Origin of the sequence: Microbacterium sp. SORGH_AS_0862 (genome assembly GCF_030818795.1) — a bacterium.
Lineage (GTDB): Bacteria > Actinomycetota > Actinomycetes > Actinomycetales > Microbacteriaceae > Microbacterium.
The window spans coordinates 1,548,444-1,569,409 of sequence record NZ_JAUTAY010000001.1 but is presented as its reverse complement, the minus strand read 5'-3'; the positions used below and the strand labels follow the sequence as shown (position 1 = coordinate 1,569,409).

The following is a 20,966-nucleotide window of genomic DNA, read 5'->3' as shown; positions in this document are numbered from 1 at the left end:
GTTTAGCGGGGGAGGGAGAACAGGAAGACGAGCGCCAGCACGTAGGCGCCGACGAAAGCCGCCAGGATGAGCAGGCCCTTGAGCAGCTCCCGCTTCTGGCGCAGACGCCGACCGCCGGCGGCGACGGCGGGCGGTGGGGTGATCAGCGGAGGCAGCGGCTCGTCGGATGCGGTCTCCGGCAGCTTGTCATCGCGCCAACGCGTCCATCGGTCGAGCTTCTGAGTGACGGCATCGACGGTGGTCATGAGCCACGTCCAGGTCGCGGGGTCCGTGGTGACCAGAGGACGCTTCGCGTACAGGAACAACCAGTCGTCGACGATCTCGACATCCAGCTGGGCGGCGTTGTCGATGAGCCGCGCCATGATGTCCGGCGTGAAGAGGTAGAGCGCGTCGCGTTCGTAACCTTCGGGGCAGTACAGCGCGAAGTACTGGTCGAACTCGCCCTCGAGGCTCAGGCGCTGTCCAGGGCCGAGCGTGACGGGCAGGTTGGACTGTCCCCACAGGCCGTTGTTGCCCAGAGCGTCGAGCACGATGTTCGGCAACGCGGTATCGAGCTTGATCGCCACGTAGCCCCAGTGGTACTTCGCACCCCGTTGGTTCGAGTAGCGGTAGTTCGCGAACTCGACGAAGCGGCCGCTTTCGCGGCGCAGGACGGGGAAAGCTGCGCGGAACTTGCCGCGGTGGAAGATGACACCCGGCAGATCGCGGTCGATCTCCTTCCACTCGTTGGCGAGCCCGTTGGCCCGCGCGAACATGTCGGTCCGGTACTTGAAAACGTGATGCCGTTCGACAGCCTCGCCCGACAACCTCCATCCGCCGGCAGCGAGCAGCAGGGCGCCGAGCAACGGCAGCACTCCCCAAAGAAGCGTGACCTCGAGGGATTCGCCCACGAGACCGACGAAGACCGCGAAGAGCGCGAAGGCGGTCCCGCCCACCCCGAGCAGCAGCATCGCGTTGCCGAGGGCCCCGTCGTCGGGTCCCGTCCTGGTGGGATTCCTGCGGGTGAACTCCTTCAGCTCGGCCGGGTCGACCGGAGCGGTGAGCGGCGTCGTGTCGAGCGTCATCGGTTCACCGCGTCCGCGTCCCATTGCAGCGACGAACCCGCGGGCAGCGGGAGGGCCTCGAGCGCGGGGTCTGCGCACAGGGCTTCGATCAGCTCCGCGTCGCCGCCGACGATGGTGGAGTCGAAGTCCACCTCGGTCGCCAGCACCCAGGATCGGTCCGAGGGCCACACGAGCGACGGGGATGCGGCGAACTGGGCGAATCCGGCGCGCTCCATCTCTTGGTCGCGCCACGGGACCTCGTGCGGCCACATCGGATCGGCGAAGACGTCCAGCGGTCCCCAGAACAGCACGTAGTCGCGGCCGGGCAGCGACAGCCGCGGTCCCCGCGAGACGGCGTCGTCAAGGATGCCGGACTGCCAGCTCTCCTTCGCATACGGGCGGTTGAAGGGGTCGTGCATCGCGTGGGCGAGCATCTCCTGGTGGCGCTCGAGGTCCGGCTCGTCGGACGAGGAGGAGAGGAACGCCCGCGTCGGCGCGATCCCGAGATGGCCGACCAGTCCGCCCCAGCCCTCCCACACGGCGGCGTAGCCGACGGCAGTGCCGCGGGCGGCGAGGTGCTGACCGATTGCGGCGAGAGTCGCCGCATCCAACTCGCCCTCGCGCGGGGCGTCGTACTCCCACCCGTCGTCGGAGCGCGAGCGTGCGCCGTAGACAGGGCCGTCCACCGGCGCGCGGCCGACCAGCGCGCCCCACTGTGCCGTGGCGTGAAGCTCGGTGCCGAAGGATGCGGCCGCGTCCCGCCATCGGGCGGCCTCGGTGTCGATCTCGGGCTGCGCGTCGGCGAAGGCGTCCCACGCGCGGCGGTGCTCGTCCTGCGGAAGAGGCGGCCACGCCATCCCGACCGGCCGCGACCGGGTCGTCGGATGGAACACACGGGCATAGGCCGCGAAGCCGCGGGGAACGACATCGTGCACGGTCCCCTGCCAGGGATCGTCCGTCCGCTCGCGCAGCCAATCGCCGACAGAGACGTCCGGGGTCCACTCCATGCGGCCACGCTACCGGCCGCGATCAGGCCTGGATGCGGCGGCGGGCCGCATCCGCTAGACTTCTGAGGTTGTCTGGACACGTCTGTGTCCCGACACGTGCATTACACCCTCCTGCTGCCGGGAAGTGCCCGGTAGCCGTTCTAGTCCGAAGGAGGTGGGTTAGTGACGCACTCGCACCAGTACGAGCTCATGGTCATCTTCGACCCCGAGATCGACGAGCGTCAGGTTGCCCCCAACCTCGACAAGTTCCTGAAGGTCATCACCAACGATGGCGGTTCGGTGGACAAGGTCGATGTCTGGGGCCGTCGTCGTCTCGCGTACGAGATCCAGAAGAAGTCCGAGGGCATCTACGCCGTCGTCAACTTCGTCGCCACCAGCGAGGCCACGCAGGAGCTCGACCGTCAGCTGAAGCTGAACGAGTCGATCCTTCGCACCAAGGTCCTCCGTGCCGAAGAGGCGATCGCTCAGGTCGCCGCCGAAGCCAAGCGCTCCGAGGAGAAGGCAGCCCGCAAGGCCGCCGCTCCCGCGAAGGCAGCGAAGGCCTAAGGCTCATGGCCGGCGAAACCGTCATCACCGTCGTGGGTAACCTCACGGCCGATCCCGAACTGCGTTACACGCAGAACGGGCTCCCCGTCGCGAACTTCACGATCGCCTCCACGCCGCGCAACTTCGATCGCGCGTCGGGTGAATGGAAGGACGGCGAAGCGCTGTTCCTTCGTGCATCGGTGTGGCGTGAGTTCGCCGAGCACGTTGCGGGTTCGCTGACGAAGGGAAGCCGTGTCATCGCGACCGGCCGCCTGAAGCAGCGCTCCTACCAGGACCGTGAGGGCAACAACCGCACCTCCATCGAGCTCGAGGTCGACGAGATCGGCCCGAGCCTGCGCTACGCCACCGCTCAGGTGACGCGCGCAGCCGGTGGCAACAGTGGTGGTGGCGGCGGACAGTCGCGTGCCCAGGTCGCCGACGAGCCGTGGGCGACCCCCGGCTCGCCTGCCGGCGGCAACAACACGGCGAACGGTGCCGACGCATGGGGCGCCCCCGGCGCCTACGGCGACGACACCCCGTTCTGACAACACACTTCTTCTTAAGGAAACAACATGGCTGGAAAGTCGAGCGGCGACCGCCGCAAGCCGCGGAAGGGCGCGAAGAACGCTGCTCCCGCGAAGGCGATCCGCGTCGGCGTCATTGACTACAAGGACGTCGCCACGCTTCGCAAGTTCATCTCGGAGCGTGGAAAGATCCGCGCCCGTCGTATCACCGGTGTCTCGGTGCAGGAGCAGCGTCTGATCGCCCGCGCGATCAAGAACGCCCGTGAAATGGCGCTCCTGCCCTACGCTGGCGCAGGCCGGTAAGGGGTACCGACATGGCAAAGCTGATTCTCACGAACGAGGTCACCGGGCTCGGTAGCGCCGGTGACGTGGTCGAGGTCAAGAACGGGTACGCCCGCAACTACCTCATCCCCCAGGGCTTCGCTGTCGCGTGGACCCGTGGTGGCGAGAAGCAGGTCGCGTCGATCCGCGCCGCCCGCGAGGCTCGCGCGATCCACGACCACGAGGACGCCGTCGCACTGAAGAACGCTCTCGAGGCCGACAAGGTCAAGCTCACCGTCAAGGCGGGCGCTGAGGGTCGTCTCTTCGGCTCGGTCAAGACCGAGGACGTCGCCAACGCCGTCAAGACCGCCGGCATCGGCGAGATCGACAAGCGCAAGGTGCAGTTCACGTCGCCGATCAAGTCGGTGGGTGTGCACGAGGCCACGGTTCGTCTTCGCGACGACGTGACCGCCGTGATCTCCCTCCAGGTGGTCGCCGCGAAGTAACGCCTTCGGGCATGCCGGATGGCGGGGAGTCGATGAGACTCCCCGCCATCCGCCGTTTCCACCCTCAGATCTGAGCGTGACGGCGGCGGGCGATCAGCGCGATGAGCGCGCCGAACCCTGCCAGGAGGAAGGCGCCGAGCGCGAGGCCCGCCACATCCGCTCCGCCGGTCATCGCGAGCGATCCGTCAGCAGCCCGTGCGTCTGCGCTCACGACGCCGGTCACGGCAGCGGGGCTCCCGTTCGCACCGGGCGTTCCCGGGGTGCCGGGGGTACCAGGCGTTCCGGGGGTACCAGGCGTTCCGGGAGTGCCGGGCTCACCGGGCGTGCCGGGCTCGCCGGGGGTACCGGGCTCACCGGGCGTGCCGGGCTCGCCGGGGGTACCCGGCTCACCGGGCGTTCCGGGCTCACCAGGGGTACCGGGCTCACCAGGGGTTCCCGGGGTGGTACCCGGGTTCTCGGTGGTCGCGTCGCCGGTCACCGAGATGGCGTTGCCGCCCAGCGTGATCGGCGCCGTGATGGGAAGACCCAGCTGCGTCCCGCCGAGGATCCCGTCCTCACCCGAGGTGAGCGCCGGGACCGTGCCGTTGCCGGTCGGAGCGGCCGTCTCAGCGTCGGTGGAGGTGCTGTCGCCCGTCAGCGAGATGGCGTTGCCGCCCACGGTCACGGGAGCGGTGATCGGTGCGAGCACCTGCGTGCCGCCGAGGATGCCGTCGGTGCCGTCCGTCATCGCGCCGCCCGCGCTGCCGGTGCCGGTGGTGCCGGACGCCGTGGCGGCGTCGGTCGTGGTGCTGTCTCCGGTGAGGGAGATGGCGTTGCCGCCGACCGTGACCGGTGCGGTGACGGGTGCGACGACCTGGGTGCCGCTGACGGCACCGTCGGAGCCGCCGGTCATCGCGCCGTTGGTGCTGCCGGTGCCGGTGGTGCCGGACGCCGTGGCGGCGTCGGTGGTGGTGCTGTCTCCGATGAGGGAGATGGCGTTGCCGCCCACGGTCACGGGAGCCGCGATCGGGGCGACCGCCTGCGTGCCGCCGAGGATGCCGTCGGTGCCGTCCGTCATCGCGCCGCCCGCGCTGCCCGAGCCGGTGGATGCGGGTGCCGTGACGGCGTCGCTCGTCGCGCTGTCGCCGAGCAGCGAGATCGCGTTGCCGCCCACCGTCACCGGAGCGGTGACGGGCGCGACGACCTGGGTGCCGCTGACGGCACCGTCGGAGCCGCCGGTCATCGCGCCGTCCGCGCTGCCGGATCCGGTGGTTCCCGTGGCGGTGGTGGCGTCCGTGGTGTCGCTGTCACCGAGCAGCGAGATGGCGTTCCCGCTGACGGTGGCCGGGGCGGTGACGGGTGCGACCACCTGGGTACCGCCGGCGACGCTGTCGGTTCCGTCGGTGGTGGCGGGCGAACCCGCATCCGATGTCGGCGCGGCGGGAGCCGTCTCGGCGCCGGACGACGTGCTGTCGCCGGTGAGCGAGATGCTCGTGCCGCTGACGGTGACGGGGATCGTCACATCGACCAGCGCCTGGGTGCCGCTGGCGACCCCATCGGTGCCTGATGTCTCGTTCGAGCCCGTGCTGGCCGTGGGCGCGGCCACCTCGGTCGCCGCATCCTGCGACGCGGAGTCTCCCAGCAGGGAGATGGCGTTGCCGCTGACCGTGACGGGGACCGCCACGTTGATCAGGCCCTGGGCGCCCGAGAGCAGGCCGTCCTGCCCGTCTGTCTCGGCCGCGTTCGCGACCGTTGCTCCGGCGATGGCGATGCCGCCGCCGATGAGTGCTCCGAGGAGCACTCGCTTTGCGAATGTACGCATGATTCTGTCTCCTGATTGATCGATTCGGACCGCGCGGAAGCGCGGATGCACGCGAGCGTGCAGGGATGTGTCGCGTGCGAGACGCGACCCGAATCGGTCAGTCGGGGGCGACGTCGGTGTCGAAGACCGGGGAGGAGGGAAGATCATCGTCGCCATCGCGGGGAGCGACGGCCGAGCCTGCAGAACCAGGCCACGCGGAGCCGTTCACCCATCCGAGGGCGAAGCTCAGCGGGCCGGACGAGGAGCCCGAGGAAGACGAGCCGGAGGGCGCAGAGCCCTCCCACGGAGCGGAGTGTCCAGGCAACGGCGGTGCGCCGAAGAGATCCAGGCTGCGGGCGGGCGCGGCCGCACTCGGCGTGGCGAACGCGGCTCCGCCGGCTCCCGCGACGCTCGCATGGCGCGCGTCCACCGTTGCTGTCAGCGCGGCCACGAGGGCTGCGGTGGCCGCTTCCTGCGTCGGGTGAGGACTCGCGCCGGGCTCGGACACCTGATCCGTGCCCGGAATGGGAACGGACGGGACGACTCCCCCGTTCGTCGGCTGACCGGGCGTGCCGATGACGGTGCCGACCGTGTCGTCCACCGAACCGACCACACCGGGAACAGCGCCGACCACGTCGGAAACGACGCCCACCACGCTCGGAAGGTCGATCGCGCCGACGACGTCGGAGACGACGGGAACCGGCTCCACGATCCCACCCACCCCGTCGACGACCGGCTGCACGACGTCGGTGACGACCGGCTGCACGATCTCTGTGACGACGGGTTGCACGATCTCCGTGACGACGGGCTCGACGACGGGCTGAAGCTCCGGGACGACCTCGGGCACGTAGGCGACGGTGTCCGACACGGCGGTCGTCACGGTCGAGACCGTCTGCGAGGCCGCATCCGTCACGGGGGCGACGGGCGGAAGGATGTCGCCGACCGCGCCCGTGGTCGCGCCGACGAGGTCTGACGCCGCGCCTGTGACGCCGCCCACGAGCCCGATCAGGCCGCCGCGATCGTCGTCGTCCGCGTGCGCGGAGGAGGTGGAGGTCAGTACGGAGACGCCCGCCCAGAGCAGGCCGACGCCGGCGGCGAGCAGGAGAATCCGGCCCACGCGTCGCGGTGATCCGTTCACTGACTCGTCCACGTCACCCCCTGTGCGTCATCGTCAGGCCAGTTGTGCCCGGCAATTTACTGGTAGGCGGGTCTGACGTGAGGGGGCTTGCGCAATGGGGGGAAACGTGGCAGGCGCCAGCGTGCCGAACTCCTCATCCCAAGACCGGACCTGTGCACAACTCAGGTCGATTCGCAACCTTAAAGCAGGACTTCAACCACATGACATTCCGCAGGTGTGGGTAACGCGAAATCCCAGATCAAGAGCCTGAAAAGTGGTGTGTACGGGAGGCTGTTATCCACTTATCCACAGTATCCGTCCACAGGGTGCGCGGCGTTTCGCGCAATTTCCCCACAGGGTTATCCACAGGGCCGTTTGCATGGAGAATGGGCCGACTTTAGCGTGGGGGAGGCTTCAGAGCCGGCCCGAGAAAAGGGCCCGCGTGCGTCAGGGGAGACGCGATGTCGGAGGCGGGTGATGTGCTTACGCATCGTCCCGTTTCTGTGTGCGCGGGTGCGCGGAACGCGGGTCGATCACGTTCGAACAGCGACGCCTTCCGGCGCCAGAGGGGAGTGTGGGCACTCGTGTCCATCGCCGACATCCCAGCGGACCGCCTCGAGCCCCGACGCGAGTACGAACGAACGCCCCCGCATGACGTGCTCGCCGAGCAGAGCACCCTGGGCGGCATGCTCCTCTCGAAGGATGCGGTGGCCGACGTCATCGAGAGCCTGCGCGGCGCGGACTTCTATGTTCCGAAGCACGAGCTGATCTTCGAGGCCATCCTCACGCTCTACTCGCACGGCGAGCCGACCGACGTCATCGCCGTCACCGACGAGCTCATCAAGACCGGCGACCTGCAGCGCGCGGGCGGCGCCGACTACCTCCACACGCTCACCTCGATCGTTCCGACGGCGGCGAACGCCGGCTACTACGCCTCGATCGTCTCCGAGCGGGCGTTGCTGCGCCGCCTCGTCGAGGCGGGCACGCGCATCGTGCAGATGGGCTACGCCGGTCAGGGTGAGGCGACTGAGATCGTGAACTCGGCTCAGGCCGAGATCTACTCGGTCACCGGAACCGAGACCACCGAGGACTACGTTCCTCTGACGACGGCGGTGGATGCGGCCGTCGAGGAGATCGAGGCCGCCCGCGGTCGCGATGGTTCGATGACCGGTGTGCCCACGGGCTTCGCCCAGCTCGACGAGCTGACCAACGGCCTGCACGGCGGTCAGATGATCGTCGTCGCCGCCCGCCCCGCCATGGGTAAGTCGACCCTCGCGCTCGACTTCGCCCGTGCGGCCGCGATCAAGCACAACATGCCCGCGATCTTCTTCTCGCTCGAAATGGGCCGCAGCGAGATCGCGATGCGTCTGATGAGCGCCGAGGGTGCCATCCCGCTGCAGAACATGCGCAAGGGAACCCTCGACCAGCGCGACTGGACCACCGTCGCCGCCACCCGCGGCCGCATCAACGACGCGCCTCTGTACATCGACGACAGCCCCAACATGACGCTCGTCGAGATCCGCGCGAAGTGCCGCCGCCTGAAGCAGCGCGTCGGACTCAAGATGGTGATCATCGACTATCTGCAGCTGATGACCAGCGGCAAGAAGGTCGAGTCCCGCCAGCAAGAGGTCAGCGAGTTCTCGCGTGCGCTCAAGCTGCTCGCGAAGGAGCTGCAGGTTCCCGTCATCGCGCTCTCGCAGCTCAACCGTGGGTCCGAGCAGCGCCAGGACAAGCGCCCGCAGGTGAGCGACCTGCGTGAGTCCGGCTCGATCGAGCAGGACGCCGACATGGTCATGCTGCTGCACCGCGACTCGGTGTACGACAAGGACGTGCGCCCCGGCGAGGCCGACCTCATCATCGCGAAGCACCGTAACGGCCCGACCGCGACGATCGAGATCGCCTTCCAGGGTCATTTCTCCCGCTTCACCGACATGGCCGCGGGGATGTAGCGGGGCGTTCTTGCAGATTCCGGCTGATCACGTCCGATTCCGAGTACAAATGTCCCGAAGTGTCCAATTGGACATTTACCCCTCGGGAGGTCGCGAAGATGCGAGGAAGAGAAAGTGACAAGCCGCGAGATGCTTGACGTCAACGCTCCTGCCGCACGTCACATTCCAGACGACCCCGCGGTTGTCGATCTGCTGTCGTTCGATGCCATCGCACAGACCATCACCGATGCACTACTCGGTCAGCAGCTTGACCCGGTGGCACTGGGGCTCTCGGGAAACTAAGGCAGCGGCAAGACCACCGTGCTCAACCTCGTCGAAAGCGAAGTCCATCGACGCGCGACCGGGCATCGCCTGATCGTCGTCGTCAGGACAACTCCGTGGCGCTGCGACCCGACGGTGGGGGCAAAGGAGGCCTTTTACTGGACCGACGACGGCAACTCTTCGTTTCTCGGTGCTCTCGGACCCTCCCTTGGGCGGCTAGGCGCGGTACGTAAGCTCAACATCGATTTAGTACGCGTTGCCGTCGCCGTGTACAGCTCGTGCTGGCTTGACGCGTACGGATTCTTCGGGACCGATGTATGGCGGATTCGGAGCCGGTGAGCTTGTGAGGAAGACTGGTGCGGTGAAGGACAACCCTCGATCGCGTCGCGGCCGCCCGGTGGGCGGTACTGAGTTGAACCGCCAGGAGGTGCTCAGGGTCGCGCTGGGGATCGTTGATCGGGATGGTTTGTCGGGGATGACGATGCGCTCTCTCGCTACCGCTGTGGGGGTGCGGCCGAGCGCGTTGTACTGGCATTTTCGGACAAAGGAGCAGCTCGTCGGGGAAGTGTCGGCGTTGGTCTTCGACGACCTAGAGCTGGCAGACGACCAGGGAACACAATGGGATCTCTGGCTCGCCGATCTGGCACGGAAGATGCGCAGTGCGATGCATGAGCATCCACATTTGGCAGGGATCGTGACAGGTCAGATGCTCGTTACCGACCGCGGCCTGCCCTTGGCGGAACGCATCTTCCGAGTCCTTGATCGCGCTGGTTTCTCCTCGACCGAGCTGGTTGAGGTCTACAACGTGTTCTTCGGCGTCGTCCTCGGCTGGGTGGCAATGGAACTCTCAGCCCCTCCACAGGGTGATGACGATTGGCAGGCAACTCTCGCGGCTGACCTGAGAGCTGTGGACAGCACCCTTTTTCCCACGCTCGCACGAGTGATGCCGGTCGCCGAGGACCAGGCGTTCATGTTGCGATGGACCTCGGGGCAGGCAAACCCACTCGATTCCTCGTTTACAGTGATGCTTGAAACAGTATTTGCGGGGCTACGTGTTCGTTTGAGCTGAAGCGACGCATTGTTCTCACTCGGGTTGGCCCGGTGTTGTCGCGGCGGCGGCGCTGGTTGCGGGCGCTTCTTCCCGAGCGGCGATCTCTTCGATCTCACGTGAGCGGGCTAGACCGTTGAGGAGAGCGTTGAGCATTGTCTCGAAGCTGGACCCAAGGGGCGAGCCGGCCCCCGATTCCCACCGCAACATGTATGCCCGGTTTGCCGCCAGCGGCCAGAGATCCCGGATGTTGGGATAGCGGTCAGTGTCGGCCGTGAGCCCTTCGATCGCGGAGCGGGCGCTTCCGCCGGTCTCTTCAGGATTCGCGGCGAACTCACCTGTGATCCATCCGAAGACGGCTCCGGTGACTGCGTTGTATGCGCGCACGAGGTCGTGCCCTGCGAAGCCTGCACGCCGCAGCGCCGCGATCGTGTGTTCGGCGATGTCCAGGGAGGACTGGCTGGTCTGGATGTTGCTGACGAAGTATGCGGCGAATCGTGGGTGGCTTCCGATCACCTGCCGAGTCCGTAGGCCGAAGGCGAATAGCCAATCTCGCCAGGGGAGGTCTGCAGGTGGCAGCTCAATACGCGACAGCACTTTCTCGCAGACCAGACCGAGGAGCTGGGACCGGTTGCCGACGTGCCAGTAGAGCGACGCCGGGAATACCCCCAGCTCGGATCCGAGACGACGCATGGTGAGAGCATCGATTCCCGACCGGTCGATGATGTCAAGCGCCGTCGTGACGATCTCATCCGGGGTGGTCAGAGCTCGCGACGTTGACGCCTTCCCGGTGGTCTCCTCACTCATGCCTTGATGATAACGATGCCAGTCATCACAACCCCGTGAGCAGGCGAGCGGGGTTGATGACCGTCATTGTGTCGAATTCTTCATCCGTGACTCCAGCTGTGCTGAGCGCCGCGCGGAAGCCGTCGAGGATGAAGCCGAAGCCGTTCCCACCTGAGGCGCGGAGGTGCGAGGTCAAGCACACGTCGTGACTGAGGAGGATGCGTTCGACATGGCCGGCGCGGATGAGCTTCACAATCTGCGTCACGCGGAAGTCCACCGCCGAAGGCGCCGCGGTGTTGATGGTGTCGAAGCCGACCGTGACTCCTCTCCTGATGAGGCTGAGGGCGTAATCCGGGTCGGCCACGGTGTCGACGTGGCCAACGACGACGCGGGTGGGGTCTACTCCTTCGTGGGAGAGGATGTCGAGCTGAGCGTGCCCGACAGGCCACCGTGCGGCATGGGTGTACAGCAGCGCGTTCGTGCGGCGGCTTGCTCGCGCCGCCGCACGGAAAGAGCGTTCTTCGGTAGCGGAAACGAACCATTGATCGGCGCCGATCTCGCCGATGATGCCGGCACGCGCGCCCGTGCCTGGGATTCCCGCCGTGAGGTCGCGGACGATGTCATCGGCGACATCGTCGATAGTGAGCCGGTCGAAAAGTGCTCGGTCGATGAAGGGGTCTCGGTAGTGCCCCGTTCCGAGCACTACCTTGACCCCGGTCGCGTGGGAGACGCGAGCCACAGCAAGGACGTTGTCAGCCGCGCGGGTCTGCCCAGGAAAGGTCGCTGTAAACACTGGGTCCGCGGCGAGAGTCGAGCCGGGTGTGAGTTCTGCGGTCGTCAGATCCCAGATGGTTCCGCCGCCCTGGTTCGCAAAGACCGACAGTTCCTCAACAAGCAACGTCTCGTCCGTGACGAGACCGTCGCCGCGGCGCTCGCGCATCAAGTTGATGAACAGGTGCTCGTGCGGCAGGGTGACGCCGAGGTCAGCGACGTTGACCTCCTCCCCGGTTGCGGTAGGGACCGTGCTCATCGTGCCGACTCGGCGAGAACGTGGCCCACTTCGAAGGCCAGGTCAGCTTCGACCCGCGTGAGGACGCGGTTGAACCTGCTGATCAGATCGCTCATTTCCTGAGGGGTGATGGTCAGCGGTGGGGCGACAAGGACTGCTTCGATGTAGCCGCCGGTGGTCGGATACAGGAGAAGGCCTTCCGCGACGGCGGCTTTGAAGATGCGCGCCGCGAGCTCCCCTTGAGGCCGCGCGGTCGTGGCGGCTCTGTCGACGAACTCGACTCCACGGAGCATCCCGCGTCCGCGCGTGTCAGCGATGAGGGGGTGCTTGTCGGCGAGATCGCGCAGTCCCTCGGCGAGGGTGGCTCCCATGGCTTGCGCACGGGTGACGAGCTGCTCCGAACGGAAGACGTCGAGGACGGCGCCGGCCACAGCTGCCGAGAGAGGATTGCCGCCGTAGGTGTGACCTCCCAGCACACGGCCGCTGCCGGTCTCGATGGTGTGGAGGATGCGCGCGTCCACGAGTGTTGCCGCGATGGGCGTGTACCCCGCACCGAGTGCCTTGCCCACCGCCACCAGGTCAGCCCGGATGTCGTCCTGGAAGGAGGCCAGGATCTCGCCCGTCCTACCGAGGCCCGACATTACTTCATCGGCGATGAAGAGTGCGTCGAACTCGTCGCACAGCGCACGCAACCCCCGCAGGTACCCGCGCGGGGGAGTGGTGGCGGCGAGAGTGGCGCCACCAACAGGCTCGATGATGATCCCTGCGAGTTGGGTGGCATAGCGCTCGAACACGGCACGGGCCTCGGTAAGGAGCTGTGCGCAGTACTCGTCTTCGCTCAGATCGCCCTGGTCCGCGAATGCGTAGGGGGTAGGCAGGGCTGGGATGTCGAGGGCGATGCCCGCGATGGCCTTGCGGCGGGCGTGCCCGGAGGCGGAGAGCGCGCCGAGGGTGTTGCCGTGGTAGCCGCGCCGGGCGGAGAGAAAGACGGTCCGCTCGGCGGCGTTGATCTCCTGGAAGTACTGCAACGCGAATTGCATGGCGGCTTCGACGGCCTCCGAGCCGGAGTTGACGAACCAGATTCCTGCGTACCCGGTGAGCTCGGCGAGGTGGTCAGCGAGCTCGACGAGCGGGGCGCTCGTGAAGGCCCCGCGATGCGTGAACGTGACACGGCCCGACTGCTCAGCGATCGCCGAGAGAACGGCGGGGTGGGCGTGGCCGATGGCGGTGACGACCGCGCCCGAGCAGCCGTCCAGGTATCGGGTACCGTCGGCGTCCCACAGCCAGACACCATCACCGTGATCGATGGTGGGCAGCTGGGCGTTGAGGGCGTTGTGGATCAGTGTGGAGCTCATAGTCACAACACGGCTTTCAGGAATTCTCGGGTACGGGCATGTTGGGGCGAATCGATGACTTCGGCGGGAGTGCCGTCTTCGACGACCACTCCGTCCGCCATGAAGACGATGCGGTCGGCGACTTGACGGGCGAAGCCGATCTCGTGGGTGACGACGATCATGGTCATGCCCGAGGCGGCGAGATTCCGCATCACGGCGAGGACGTCACCAACCAGTTCCGGGTCTAGCGCGCTGGTCGGCTCGTCGAACAACATGACCTTGGGGTCCATGGCAAGGGCGCGCGCGATGGCGACCCTCTGCTTCTGCCCGCCGGAAAGCGCGGACGGGTAGGCGCTCGCCTTGTCGGCGAGCCCCACGAGCGTCAGCAACTCATGCGCCCGGGCAGTGGCTTTCGCTTTCGGGATTCGTTTTATGCCGATCGGCGCTTCGACAATGTTCTGCAACACGGTCATGTGCGGGAAGAGATTGAAGTGCTGGAACACCATGCCGGTGCGGCGGCGCTGTGTTGCGATCTCGGCCTCTTTCAGCTCGTACATTCGGCCACCGGCTGCCCGGTAACCGACCAGTTCGCCGTCAACCTCTATGCTGCCGGCGTCGACGGTCTCGAGGTGGTTGAGCGTCCGCAACAGGGTGGTCTTGCCCGAGCCGCTGGGGCCGATCAGGCAGACCACCTCGCCGGACGACACCTCGAGGTCAACGCCACGGAGGACGTGGTTGTGGCCGTATGACTTGTGCACTCCGAGTGCTGAGACGAGTGGGCGTGCAGGAGAGGTCGTTGTCATCGGCGGACTCCCTTCGTGGCGACCCGTTCAAGGAACGACTGGCAGATAGACGCGGCAATGACGAGGAGGAAGTACCAGAACGTGGCGACGGCGAGCATCTCGACGACGCGGTAGTTGGACGCGGCGATGTTCTGCGCTTCAGTGAGTACGTCCCCGCCCGCGATGATGGCGACGAGACTGGTGGCCTTGATGAGGGTGACGAACTGGTTACCCAGCGGTGGGATGATCAGACGGAAGGCCTGAGGGAGAAGTACACGGCGCATGATGTAGCCGGGCGGCATCCCGAGGGCCGCCCCGGCCTCGCGTTGTCCGACATCAACGCCGAGAACTCCGCCGCGGACAATCTCAGCGACGTATGCGGCCTCGTGAAGGGCGAGCGCGATCACGGCCGCGGTGAATGGTGCGATGAGGTCGTTCGTGTCGAGGGCGAAGAACCGCACATCGGTGAAGGGGATACCGATCGACACCTGCTGGACGATGAGGCCGATGTTGCCCCACAGCAGGAGCTGCAGCAACGCCGGAATGGAGCGGAAGATGGTCACGTACGTCGACGCGATGAGACGCAAGACCCTGTTGTGAGACAGACGGGCAATGCCGATGAGGGTGCCGAGCAGGACGCCGAACACCATGGAGAGCACCGACAGTTGGATGGTGACCCACACGCCCTTGAGGATGCGAGGGTTGAAGAGCCATTGCCCGGTCACCCCCCAGTCCAGGCGAGGGTTGGTGGCGAGGGCCGTGACGACGGCGATCATCAGCGCGGACAGGGCCGCCGCGACGATCCAGGGCAAAACTGCGCGGCGTCGGATGACACGGGGAGGTGTGGGGGTGGCGGGGTCCGTCACTGGAGCGCGAGGCGAACGCACGGGGGGAGTGGTCATGGAGTTCTCCGCTTGTGATCCGGCCCGAGCAGGTGGTGACGCTCGGGCCGGATCTGTCGGTTACTGGTTGACGGGGAACGCGGCGGTCGACCCGGTGTTCACCCCGATCTGGTCGGTCTCCAGCGCTATGTCGGCGACATCCCACTTCTGAAGGATCTGGGTGTACGTGCCGGTGTCGTACAACTTCTGAAGCGCGCCCGCGAGAGCCTTCGCGAGGTCGACGTTGTCCTTGGTCACGCCCATGGCGAATGGGTAGTCGGGATAGTTCGCGTCGGTCACAGCAAACGCTCCTCCGGAGGTGTCCACGATCCCCTGCAAGATCATCCGGGGAGCGACATATGCGTCCGCACGGCCGGACTGCACCTGCGTGAGCGCGTCCTTGGGGGAGGGGAACGCGGTCACCTGGACGGGATCGGACCCGCACGACTCCGAGCTGACCGTGTTCGCGCGCTTCTCTTGCTGACTCCCGGACACCACGGCGAGGACCTTGCCGCACATGCTCGTGATGTCGGTGATCGTCGACCCGGCCGGCACCAGAAGCGTGGATGTGTTCTGGAACTGCGGCACCATCGTCAGCACCTGCTCACGAGCAGGGCTGTCCGACAGGTAGCCCATCGACAGATCGAGGTTGCCAGACTGTATCGCGGTCACGGGGTCGGCCGTCTCCTCCCACTCGAACTGCACACCGAGCACCTGGCCCAGGGCGGCGCTGAGATCGACGCTGATGCCCTCGGGCTCACCTGCGTCGTCCGTGAAGATCGACGGCTTGAGCGCGTAAGGTGCCCCGACCTTGAGGATGCCGGACGACTGGGCGCTTTCAGGAAGCAAGGCATGCAGAGCCTGATCGACGGACTCGGTCGGGATCGGTTCGGACGTTTCGGTTTCGGCGCCCGCGTCAGAAACGCCGGACGAACAGCCCGCAAGAAGGGACAGGGTCAGGGCGCCTGCGGCCAGGGCCGGAGCCAACCGCCGCACGCGAGTCAGAGTGGACATGCGATATCTCCAGGTCTAGTTGAACAGTGTAAAAGAAGCTGTGTGAACTGACTGTCCTGTGCTTTTGTTTCGCCGGAGTTTCGGAGGGTCGCGTCTCATGTAACAGTTGTCCACCGTTAAATTCGCTTCCTCAAGAACACGCCGAACCTTGGCCGGAACCGCCCTCCGAGGCGCGATTCAGGACGACTCGCGGTGATGCTCCCAGCCCTCGAACGCCGCTGACCCGGGCGACTGGCTGTGGCTCCGCACTGCGTTACGAGGCCGTAACGTAGAAATGAAAATGAGCGCCGTTCATCACAAAATGAACAAAGATCTTTTATGGTCTGACCAGCGGACCCACTCGCCACACCTTGTCAATGCTTCTAAGGAACAGATCGATGCCTCTTTCCCGCGCCGTCGCCAACCACCTTGTCGACAACTACCTCGCTGCTCTCGCTGCCGCCAACATCAAGGCGGTACTGGGTCTGTTCGCAGACGACAGCGTTGTCAGCTCCCCGCTGTACGGCGACCTGGCCGCGAACGAGTTTTACCCGCTGCTGTTCGCGGACACCGCTCAGTCCTCCCTCACCTTGCGCAAGACGCTTCACGACATCGACGGGGCAGACGCGACCGTCGCGTTCTGGTTCGACTTCGCCTGGACCCTTGCCGACGGAACGCCCGCCCCCTTCACCGCAGTCGACGTCGCCGAGCTCGACGCCACCGGCCGCATCACTCATCTGCACATCGTCTACGACACCCACCCGATCCGCGCGGCATGGGAAACCCAGCAGAAACTCAGCAGCACCTCCGACTGACCCGAACCCGGAAGTCAGGACCGCTCATGCAGCTAAAAGCCGAGCCGCACCGACACTTCGCCGGTGAGCGCTCTTAGTCTGCGTCCGTAAGTCGCAGCTTCACAGCACGACGCATTCGCATTTCGATCTCCTCGATCATCACCGGCGTGACGGAGACGGATACCGGTTGCGCGATCGTATGGTTCTCTGGTCCGCCGGCGGCAAGCGTGACACGACACTCTGGCGCGTCGTCTGAGGGGGGTCAGCGCGAACGACCGAGCGCCTGCTCGATCAGGGGCACCTGAAGCGGCAGACGGACGAGCGACGCCGCGAACGCGGCCCACGCTTTCAGGGTGCGCCGGCGAGCGGCCCGGCGGCCGAGATCGACGCTCATCTGCGCATTGGCGGGCCAGACCGCGGCGAGCACCACCGCGCTCGCGCGGCCTGCGGCCACGCGTGTCGACGGCACAGCCAGGCCGGCCGCGCACGCCAATTCGGCGACGCCCGAGACGATCACCAGCGCCTTGTCCCACCGTCGAAGCGCGCGAGGGATGATCGGCGTGAAGACGCTCGGTCGCACGAGGTGGATGACGCCCGACACCGCGAACGGGATCATCACGATCCATGGGATGCGGGTTGCGGGCTTCTTCGCGCGGCGTGCCATCAGGCCATTGTCCGACTGTTCGCTCGGAATCGGGCGCGAAGCTCCGCAGCCCACGTCGACTCGCCGCCGACTCCGCCCATCGGCACAATGGACGGATGCCTCGCATCCAGCTGACCGGAACGCTGATCTGCGCGAACGAAGAGCAGGCGGCGATCGTCGCGATGCACCTGCCGGGCCACATCGAGCTCACGCGAGCGGAGGCGGGATGCACGCGGTTCGACGTGACACCGACGGCCGACCCGCTGGTGTGGGATGTGGCCGAGCTGTTCGCCACGGAGGAGGCGTTCCGCGCGCACCAGGAGCGCGTCGCGGCGAGCGACTGGGGCACCGCGACCGCCGGGATCGAGCGGAAGTACTCGATCCAGCAGCTCGCCGACTGACCCTCGGACCCCCGGCACCTGCGCCCGTGTCACTCGCTCGGCGTCCGGGGTGTCTGTACGTTGACCGGGCGGGGTGAGACGAGACGCCGAAGCGAGGGAGCAGGGATGCGGTACGACCTCAAGCGAGATCTCGGGGCGTTGTACAAGCCTCCGTCCGGTCGGTTCGTCCGGGTCGACGTGCCCGAGATGCAGTACCTCGCGATCGACGGGCACGGCGACCCGAACACCGAACCGGCGTACCGGGCCGCGGTCGAGGCGCTGTACGTGTCGGGCTATCAGGCCCGCAGCGCGTTCAAGACACGCACCGGTTCAGACTTCGTCGTGGGGCCCCTCGAAGGACTGTGGTCGAGCGACGACCCCACCACTTTCGTGCAGGGCAGGAAGAGCGACTGGGACTGGACCATGCTGATCCCGCTGCCCGCCCCGGTGAGTGCGGAGGACGTCGCGGCGGGGCTCGCCGCCGCATCCGCGAAGAAGCCCGGCGCACCGATCGCGCAGGTGTCGCACCTCACGATGACCGAGGGGCTCTGTCTGCAGACCCTGCACGTCGGCTTCTACGACGACGAAGCGCCGGTACTGGCGCACCTCCACGACGAGCTCATGCCGGAGCTCGGTTTCACGTGGAACGGCCGGCACCACGAGATCTACCTGGGGGATCCGCGGCGTGCAGCGCCCGCAAAGCTGCGGACCATTCTGCGCCAGCCGGTCATCCCAGCCTGACGCGCGGGCGTTTCGACTCGCGGTGCTCGCTCAACGACCGGCGGGCACCGCATCCGCGACCCGTTCGGAGAGTGAGCGCGCCGCGGCGGCGAACTCCGGCGGAGCCAGCACGGTGAACGGCGCATCGAAGCGCAGGATCCACGACAGTACCCCGGCCCACGACCACGACCCGACGCGGATGCGGCACGTCGCCTCGGAGACGGCGACTCCCTCCGCGTCCCCGAGCCACGGCGTGGCAGCGCGAAGTGGCAGCTCCAGCAGGACCTCGCCGTAGACGGGCCACGTCTCCGGGCTGTCGGAACCCTTCATCCGCGCCGAGAGGAACGCCACGGCATCGCCGTGGGGAATCGGCCGCGGTGCGAACGGCGCTCCGAGTGGGATGCGGGGCACCATCCGGTCGAGCCGGAAGATGCGCCAGTCCGCGGCGTCGAGATCCCACGCGACCAGGTACCACCGACCGCCGCGGGCGATGACGGCATGCGGCTCGGCGTGGCGGGATAGGTCGTCGCGGTAGTCGAAACGCAGGACGCGGCGGTTCTCGGTCGCGGCGCTCGCCGCCTCCAGTACGGCAGGGTCGACGGTGTCCGAGCCTGCGGCGTCGGTGAAGCGGATGCCCTCGATGCGGTGCCGGAGCCGGGACGGCATGACCTGCCGCACGGTGGCGAGGGCGCGCGCGGCGGCCTCGGCCACATCGACACCCGTCGCGGGAGCGCTCTGCAGGGCGACGGCGATGGCGACTGCCTGCTCGTCGTCGAAGAGCAGCGGCGGCAGCTCGGATCCCGCGGCGAGTCGGTACCCGCCGTCCGGACCTTTCGCCGCGTCGATCACGTATCCCAGCGCCCGCAAGCGCTCGATGTCGCGCCGCACGGTGCGCGGCGTCACGCCCAGGCGCTCGGCGAGCACTCCGCCGGGCCAGTCGCGCCGCGCCTGCAGCAGCGACAGCAGCGACAACATGCGGGAGGACGTCGCGGACATGTTCTCCATTCTCGATCGACTAGCGGACAGAAAGCGTCCTCTATGTGGTCGAACGTGGAGATCGCGGCGCTCGCCGCATCCCATCTACCGAGGACGCACCATGACGATCACGACCACCACCCACCTCAACTTCCGCGGCGCCGCACGCGAGGCGCTCGAGTTCTATCAGTCCGTCTTCGGCGGCCACCTCATCGTCGCCACCTACGAGGACATGCGCATGCCCGCCGACGCGCCCGGTGCCGACCGCGTCGTCTTCGGCCAGCTCGAGAGCGCCGACGGATTCCGCGTCATGGCCTACGACATCCCCGGGCAGGATGCGGGCGCCGCGGATGCCGGAACGACCAGCCGCGCGAACGGCGTGACCCTGACCGACCGCACGTTCTTCCAGTCCGTGCGCGGCCAGTCGCTCGAGGAGATGACGGTGATCTGGGAGCGTCTCGCGGAGGGCGCCGACATCATCGAGCCGCTCGCCGCCTCCGCGTGGAGCCCCGGCTTCGGCATGCTCACCGACCGCTTCGGCGTGACGTGGGTCGTCGACGTGCAGGCGGCCTACGCCGGCTGACACACTCCCGGTCGTTGAGTGGGCGCGGTGAGACGAACGGGGCCCGCTCAACGACCGGTGCCGCTGTATCCAGCGTTGGACGGGACTGTCCGACAGGACGGCCCGTGACGCCCGCTGCGGCGATCACCGCTCTCGTAAGGTGAGCACGTGTCGCTGTTGATGACCCTGACCTCCGGTCTGCTGTGGCTGACGGCGGGCAAGACCCGCCGCGACTTCTCGGGCAGCACGTACCTGCAGGCCGTCGATCCGGGTCGGGCGCCGGCGCCTGTCCCGCGAGGCGCTGCGCGCTGGGGTTCGATGAGCGTGCAGGAGATCGCGGGGCGGCCCGTCCGACGTTGGCAGCCGGCCGACCACGTAGCGGGACGAGAGCTGATCTACTTCCCCGGCGGAGCGTTCGTGAAGCCGCTCGCAACGGCGCACTGGTGGATCATCCGCAGGCTCATGACGCGCACGCGCGCTGCCGTCACGATCGCCGACTATCCGCTGACCCCGGAATACACCTACGAACAGGCCCGAGCTTTCGTCGATGCGGTCTACGCGCATGTGGCCGACAGCCCCGGTACGACGACACTGTTCGTCGCCGGAGACTCCGCCGGCGGCAACGTGGCGCTCTCGCTGGCGCTTCGCGTGCGGGACGAACGCCGTCGCCCGATCGACGGCCTCATCCTGCTCGCGCCGTGGGTCGACCCGACGATGCGCAATCCCGAGGCGGCGCGTCTGCAGCGCCGCGATCCGTCGCTGCGCTGCGATGGCCTACGCGCGGCGGGTGTCGCGTGGGCGGGGACCCTGCCGACAGACGACCCGCAGATCAGCCCGATCTTCGACAACCTCGCCGACCTGCCGCCGACCCTGCTGTTCCAGGGCGGACGCGACATCTTCCTCGCCGACGCGCAGCTCTTCGCCGCGAAAGCGTACCGGGCGGGCAGCCCGGTACGGCTGATCGTCGAGCCGGACGGCTTCCACGTGTACCCGGGCGCGTACTGGACGCGCGAAGCGCGCGAGGCCTACGACCTCGTCGCGCGCTTCGCGGACGACCCGGCGGGCGTGAGCTCGGGCTAGATTCTC

24 protein-coding genes are annotated in these 20,966 nt (G+C 67.3%); 12 read left to right on the top strand and 12 right to left on the bottom strand.

Going from position 1 to position 20,966, the window contains the following annotated elements; genetic code table 11:
- Nucleotides 1-2: 2 nt before the first annotated feature.
- Both QE377_RS07485 and QE377_RS07480 read right to left on the bottom strand, forming a co-directional pair.
- Nucleotides 3-1,064 carry a hypothetical protein gene (locus QE377_RS07485; protein ID WP_307321324.1) on the bottom strand — a complete coding sequence of 354 codons (1,062 nt, stop codon included), beginning with the start codon at nt 1,062-1,064 and terminating at the stop codon, nt 3-5.
- Nucleotides 1,061-2,050 carry a hypothetical protein gene (locus tag QE377_RS07480; RefSeq protein WP_307321322.1) on the bottom strand — a complete coding sequence of 330 codons (990 nt, stop codon included), beginning with the start codon at nt 2,048-2,050 and terminating at the stop codon, nt 1,061-1,063. Before QE377_RS07480 ends, QE377_RS07485 begins: the two co-directional genes overlap by 4 nt.
- 189 nt (nt 2,051-2,239) lie before the next feature.
- Between QE377_RS07480 and rpsF the strand changes: the two genes are divergently transcribed.
- The 4 genes from rpsF to rplI are packed head-to-tail and all read left to right on the top strand — an operon-like array spanning nt 2,240 to nt 3,866.
- Nucleotides 2,240-2,596 carry a 30S ribosomal protein S6 gene (rpsF, locus tag QE377_RS07475; RefSeq protein ID WP_137419238.1) on the top strand — a complete coding sequence of 119 codons (357 nt, stop codon included), beginning with the start codon at nt 2,240-2,242 and terminating at the stop codon, nt 2,594-2,596.
- A gap of 5 nt (nt 2,597-2,601) precedes the next feature.
- Entirely contained in the window at nt 2,602-3,120 is a 519-nt protein-coding gene (locus QE377_RS07470; RefSeq protein WP_234074055.1) for a single-stranded DNA-binding protein, read from the top strand.
- 27 nt (nt 3,121-3,147) lie between these two features.
- A complete protein-coding gene (gene rpsR, locus QE377_RS07465; RefSeq protein ID WP_137418536.1) occupies nt 3,148-3,402 on the top strand; it encodes a 30S ribosomal protein S18 in 255 nt (84 codons plus the stop codon).
- An 11-nt stretch (nt 3,403-3,413) separates the two neighbouring features.
- A complete protein-coding gene (gene rplI, locus QE377_RS07460; protein WP_137418537.1) occupies nt 3,414-3,866 on the top strand; it encodes a 50S ribosomal protein L9 in 453 nt (150 codons plus the stop codon).
- A 64-nt stretch (nt 3,867-3,930) separates the two neighbouring features.
- On the opposite strand, the gene QE377_RS07455 is transcribed toward rplI, so the two are convergent.
- Nucleotides 3,931-5,667 (bottom strand): hypothetical protein, encoded by a 1,737-nt coding sequence (locus tag QE377_RS07455; RefSeq protein WP_307321318.1) that lies wholly within the window; start codon nt 5,665-5,667, stop codon nt 3,931-3,933.
- Between the two features lie 97 nt (nt 5,668-5,764).
- Nucleotides 5,765-6,796, bottom strand: coding sequence for a hypothetical protein (locus QE377_RS07450; protein ID WP_307321315.1), 1,032 nt, complete (start codon nt 6,794-6,796; stop codon nt 5,765-5,767).
- Nucleotides 6,797-7,347: 551 nt separating this feature from the next.
- Here QE377_RS07450 and dnaB point away from each other — a divergent pair.
- The 3 genes from dnaB to QE377_RS07435 all read left to right on the top strand — a co-directional run bounded on the left by dnaB (nt 7,348) and on the right by QE377_RS07435 (nt 10,042).
- Complete coding sequence (gene dnaB / locus QE377_RS07445) at nt 7,348-8,712, top strand: replicative DNA helicase (RefSeq protein ID WP_137418539.1); 1,365 nt, start codon at nt 7,348-7,350, stop codon at nt 8,710-8,712.
- Between the two features lie 114 nt (nt 8,713-8,826).
- The gene (locus QE377_RS07440) at nt 8,827-8,994 is read left to right on the top strand and encodes a hypothetical protein (protein ID WP_307321311.1); all 168 of its coding nucleotides are present in this window, start codon (nt 8,827-8,829) and stop codon (nt 8,992-8,994) included.
- A gap of 340 nt (nt 8,995-9,334) precedes the next feature.
- A complete protein-coding gene (locus QE377_RS07435) occupies nt 9,335-10,042 on the top strand; it encodes a TetR/AcrR family transcriptional regulator (protein WP_307321308.1) in 708 nt (235 codons plus the stop codon).
- Nucleotides 10,043-10,057: 15 nt separating this feature from the next.
- Here the strand turns inward: QE377_RS07435 and QE377_RS07430 are convergent, their stop codons facing one another.
- Genes QE377_RS07430 through QE377_RS07405 form a run of 6 tightly spaced genes read right to left on the bottom strand, consistent with a single transcriptional unit; the run spans nt 10,058 to nt 15,827 of the window.
- Entirely contained in the window at nt 10,058-10,828 is a 771-nt protein-coding gene (locus QE377_RS07430; protein WP_307321304.1) for a TetR/AcrR family transcriptional regulator C-terminal domain-containing protein, read from the bottom strand.
- Nucleotides 10,829-10,853: 25 nt separating this feature from the next.
- Nucleotides 10,854-11,837: a phosphotriesterase gene (locus QE377_RS07425; RefSeq protein WP_307321302.1), complete on the bottom strand. Its 984-nt coding sequence runs from the start codon at nt 11,835-11,837 to the stop codon at nt 10,854-10,856.
- Nucleotides 11,834-13,171, bottom strand: a complete 1,338-nt coding sequence (locus QE377_RS07420) for an aspartate aminotransferase family protein (protein WP_307321299.1) — start codon at nt 13,169-13,171, stop codon at nt 11,834-11,836. The genes QE377_RS07425 and QE377_RS07420 overlap by 4 nt, the downstream gene beginning before the upstream one ends.
- A gap of 2 nt (nt 13,172-13,173) precedes the next feature.
- A complete protein-coding gene (locus QE377_RS07415) occupies nt 13,174-13,953 on the bottom strand; it encodes an amino acid ABC transporter ATP-binding protein (protein ID WP_307321297.1) in 780 nt (259 codons plus the stop codon).
- Nucleotides 13,950-14,834: an amino acid ABC transporter permease gene (locus QE377_RS07410; RefSeq protein ID WP_307321294.1), complete on the bottom strand. Its 885-nt coding sequence runs from the start codon at nt 14,832-14,834 to the stop codon at nt 13,950-13,952. The genes QE377_RS07415 and QE377_RS07410 overlap by 4 nt, the downstream gene beginning before the upstream one ends.
- Nucleotides 14,835-14,894: 60 nt before the next feature.
- Nucleotides 14,895-15,827 (bottom strand): transporter substrate-binding domain-containing protein, encoded by a 933-nt coding sequence (locus tag QE377_RS07405; RefSeq protein ID WP_307321291.1) that lies wholly within the window; start codon nt 15,825-15,827, stop codon nt 14,895-14,897.
- A 377-nt stretch (nt 15,828-16,204) separates the two neighbouring features.
- On the opposite strand from QE377_RS07405, the gene QE377_RS07400 reads away from it, so the two are divergent.
- Nucleotides 16,205-16,621 (top strand): nuclear transport factor 2 family protein, encoded by a 417-nt coding sequence (locus tag QE377_RS07400; protein WP_307321287.1) that lies wholly within the window; start codon nt 16,205-16,207, stop codon nt 16,619-16,621.
- Between the two features lie 241 nt (nt 16,622-16,862).
- Here QE377_RS07400 and QE377_RS07395 read toward each other — a convergent pair whose 3' ends face one another.
- A complete protein-coding gene (locus QE377_RS07395; protein WP_307321284.1) occupies nt 16,863-17,264 on the bottom strand; it encodes a DoxX family protein in 402 nt (133 codons plus the stop codon).
- A gap of 95 nt (nt 17,265-17,359) precedes the next feature.
- On the opposite strand from QE377_RS07395, the gene QE377_RS07390 reads away from it, so the two are divergent.
- Together QE377_RS07390 and QE377_RS07385 are read left to right on the top strand one after the other, a co-directional pair.
- Complete coding sequence (locus QE377_RS07390) at nt 17,360-17,644, top strand: putative quinol monooxygenase (RefSeq protein WP_307321281.1); 285 nt, start codon at nt 17,360-17,362, stop codon at nt 17,642-17,644.
- Between the two features lie 105 nt (nt 17,645-17,749).
- Complete coding sequence (locus tag QE377_RS07385) at nt 17,750-18,364, top strand: GyrI-like domain-containing protein (RefSeq protein ID WP_307321278.1); 615 nt, start codon at nt 17,750-17,752, stop codon at nt 18,362-18,364.
- Between the two features lie 30 nt (nt 18,365-18,394).
- Here QE377_RS07385 and QE377_RS07380 read toward each other — a convergent pair whose 3' ends face one another.
- Nucleotides 18,395-19,339, bottom strand: a complete 945-nt coding sequence (locus QE377_RS07380) for a YafY family protein (RefSeq protein WP_307321275.1) — start codon at nt 19,337-19,339, stop codon at nt 18,395-18,397.
- Nucleotides 19,340-19,439: 100 nt separating this feature from the next.
- Here QE377_RS07380 and QE377_RS07375 point away from each other — a divergent pair, with 100 nt between their 5' ends.
- Nucleotides 19,440-19,901 carry a VOC family protein gene (locus tag QE377_RS07375; protein ID WP_307321272.1) on the top strand — a complete coding sequence of 154 codons (462 nt, stop codon included), beginning with the start codon at nt 19,440-19,442 and terminating at the stop codon, nt 19,899-19,901.
- A gap of 147 nt (nt 19,902-20,048) precedes the next feature.
- Entirely contained in the window at nt 20,049-20,960 is a 912-nt protein-coding gene (locus QE377_RS07370; RefSeq protein ID WP_307321270.1) for an alpha/beta hydrolase, read from the top strand.
- The last annotated feature ends 6 nt before the right edge of the window (nt 20,961-20,966 follow it).

Bases quoted from the DNA above. Each gene is read 5' to 3' on its own strand.
- QE377_RS07405 (WP_307321291.1), bottom strand. From the start codon at position 15,827: ATGTCCACTCTGACTCGCGTGCGGCGGTTGGCTCCGGCCCTGGCCGCA.
- QE377_RS07395 (WP_307321284.1), bottom strand. From the start codon at position 17,264: ATGGCACGCCGCGCGAAGAAGCCCGCAACCCGCATCCCATGGATCGTG.
- QE377_RS07375 (WP_307321272.1), top strand. From the start codon at position 19,440: ATGACGATCACGACCACCACCCACCTCAACTTCCGCGGCGCCGCACGC.
- QE377_RS07480 (WP_307321322.1), bottom strand. From the start codon at position 2,050: ATGGAGTGGACCCCGGACGTCTCTGTCGGCGATTGGCTGCGCGAGCGG.
- QE377_RS07380 (WP_307321275.1), bottom strand. From the start codon at position 19,339: ATGTCCGCGACGTCCTCCCGCATGTTGTCGCTGCTGTCGCTGCTGCAG.
- QE377_RS07420 (WP_307321299.1), bottom strand. From the start codon at position 13,171: ATGAGCTCCACACTGATCCACAACGCCCTCAACGCCCAGCTGCCCACC.
- rplI (WP_137418537.1), top strand. From the start codon at position 3,414: ATGGCAAAGCTGATTCTCACGAACGAGGTCACCGGGCTCGGTAGCGCC.
- QE377_RS07385 (WP_307321278.1), top strand. From the start codon at position 17,750: ATGCGGTACGACCTCAAGCGAGATCTCGGGGCGTTGTACAAGCCTCCG.
- QE377_RS07415 (WP_307321297.1), bottom strand. From the start codon at position 13,953: ATGACAACGACCTCTCCTGCACGCCCACTCGTCTCAGCACTCGGAGTG.
- QE377_RS07470 (WP_234074055.1), top strand. From the start codon at position 2,602: ATGGCCGGCGAAACCGTCATCACCGTCGTGGGTAACCTCACGGCCGAT.
- QE377_RS07390 (WP_307321281.1), top strand. From the start codon at position 17,360: ATGCCTCGCATCCAGCTGACCGGAACGCTGATCTGCGCGAACGAAGAG.
- QE377_RS07425 (WP_307321302.1), bottom strand. From the start codon at position 11,837: ATGAGCACGGTCCCTACCGCAACCGGGGAGGAGGTCAACGTCGCTGAC.
- QE377_RS07400 (WP_307321287.1), top strand. From the start codon at position 16,205: ATGCCTCTTTCCCGCGCCGTCGCCAACCACCTTGTCGACAACTACCTC.
- QE377_RS07410 (WP_307321294.1), bottom strand. From the start codon at position 14,834: ATGACCACTCCCCCCGTGCGTTCGCCTCGCGCTCCAGTGACGGACCCC.
- QE377_RS07455 (WP_307321318.1), bottom strand. From the start codon at position 5,667: ATGCGTACATTCGCAAAGCGAGTGCTCCTCGGAGCACTCATCGGCGGC.
- rpsF (WP_137419238.1), top strand. From the start codon at position 2,240: ATGGTCATCTTCGACCCCGAGATCGACGAGCGTCAGGTTGCCCCCAAC.
- QE377_RS07430 (WP_307321304.1), bottom strand. From the start codon at position 10,828: ATGAGTGAGGAGACCACCGGGAAGGCGTCAACGTCGCGAGCTCTGACC.
- QE377_RS07485 (WP_307321324.1), bottom strand. From the start codon at position 1,064: ATGACGCTCGACACGACGCCGCTCACCGCTCCGGTCGACCCGGCCGAG.
- rpsR (WP_137418536.1), top strand. From the start codon at position 3,148: ATGGCTGGAAAGTCGAGCGGCGACCGCCGCAAGCCGCGGAAGGGCGCG.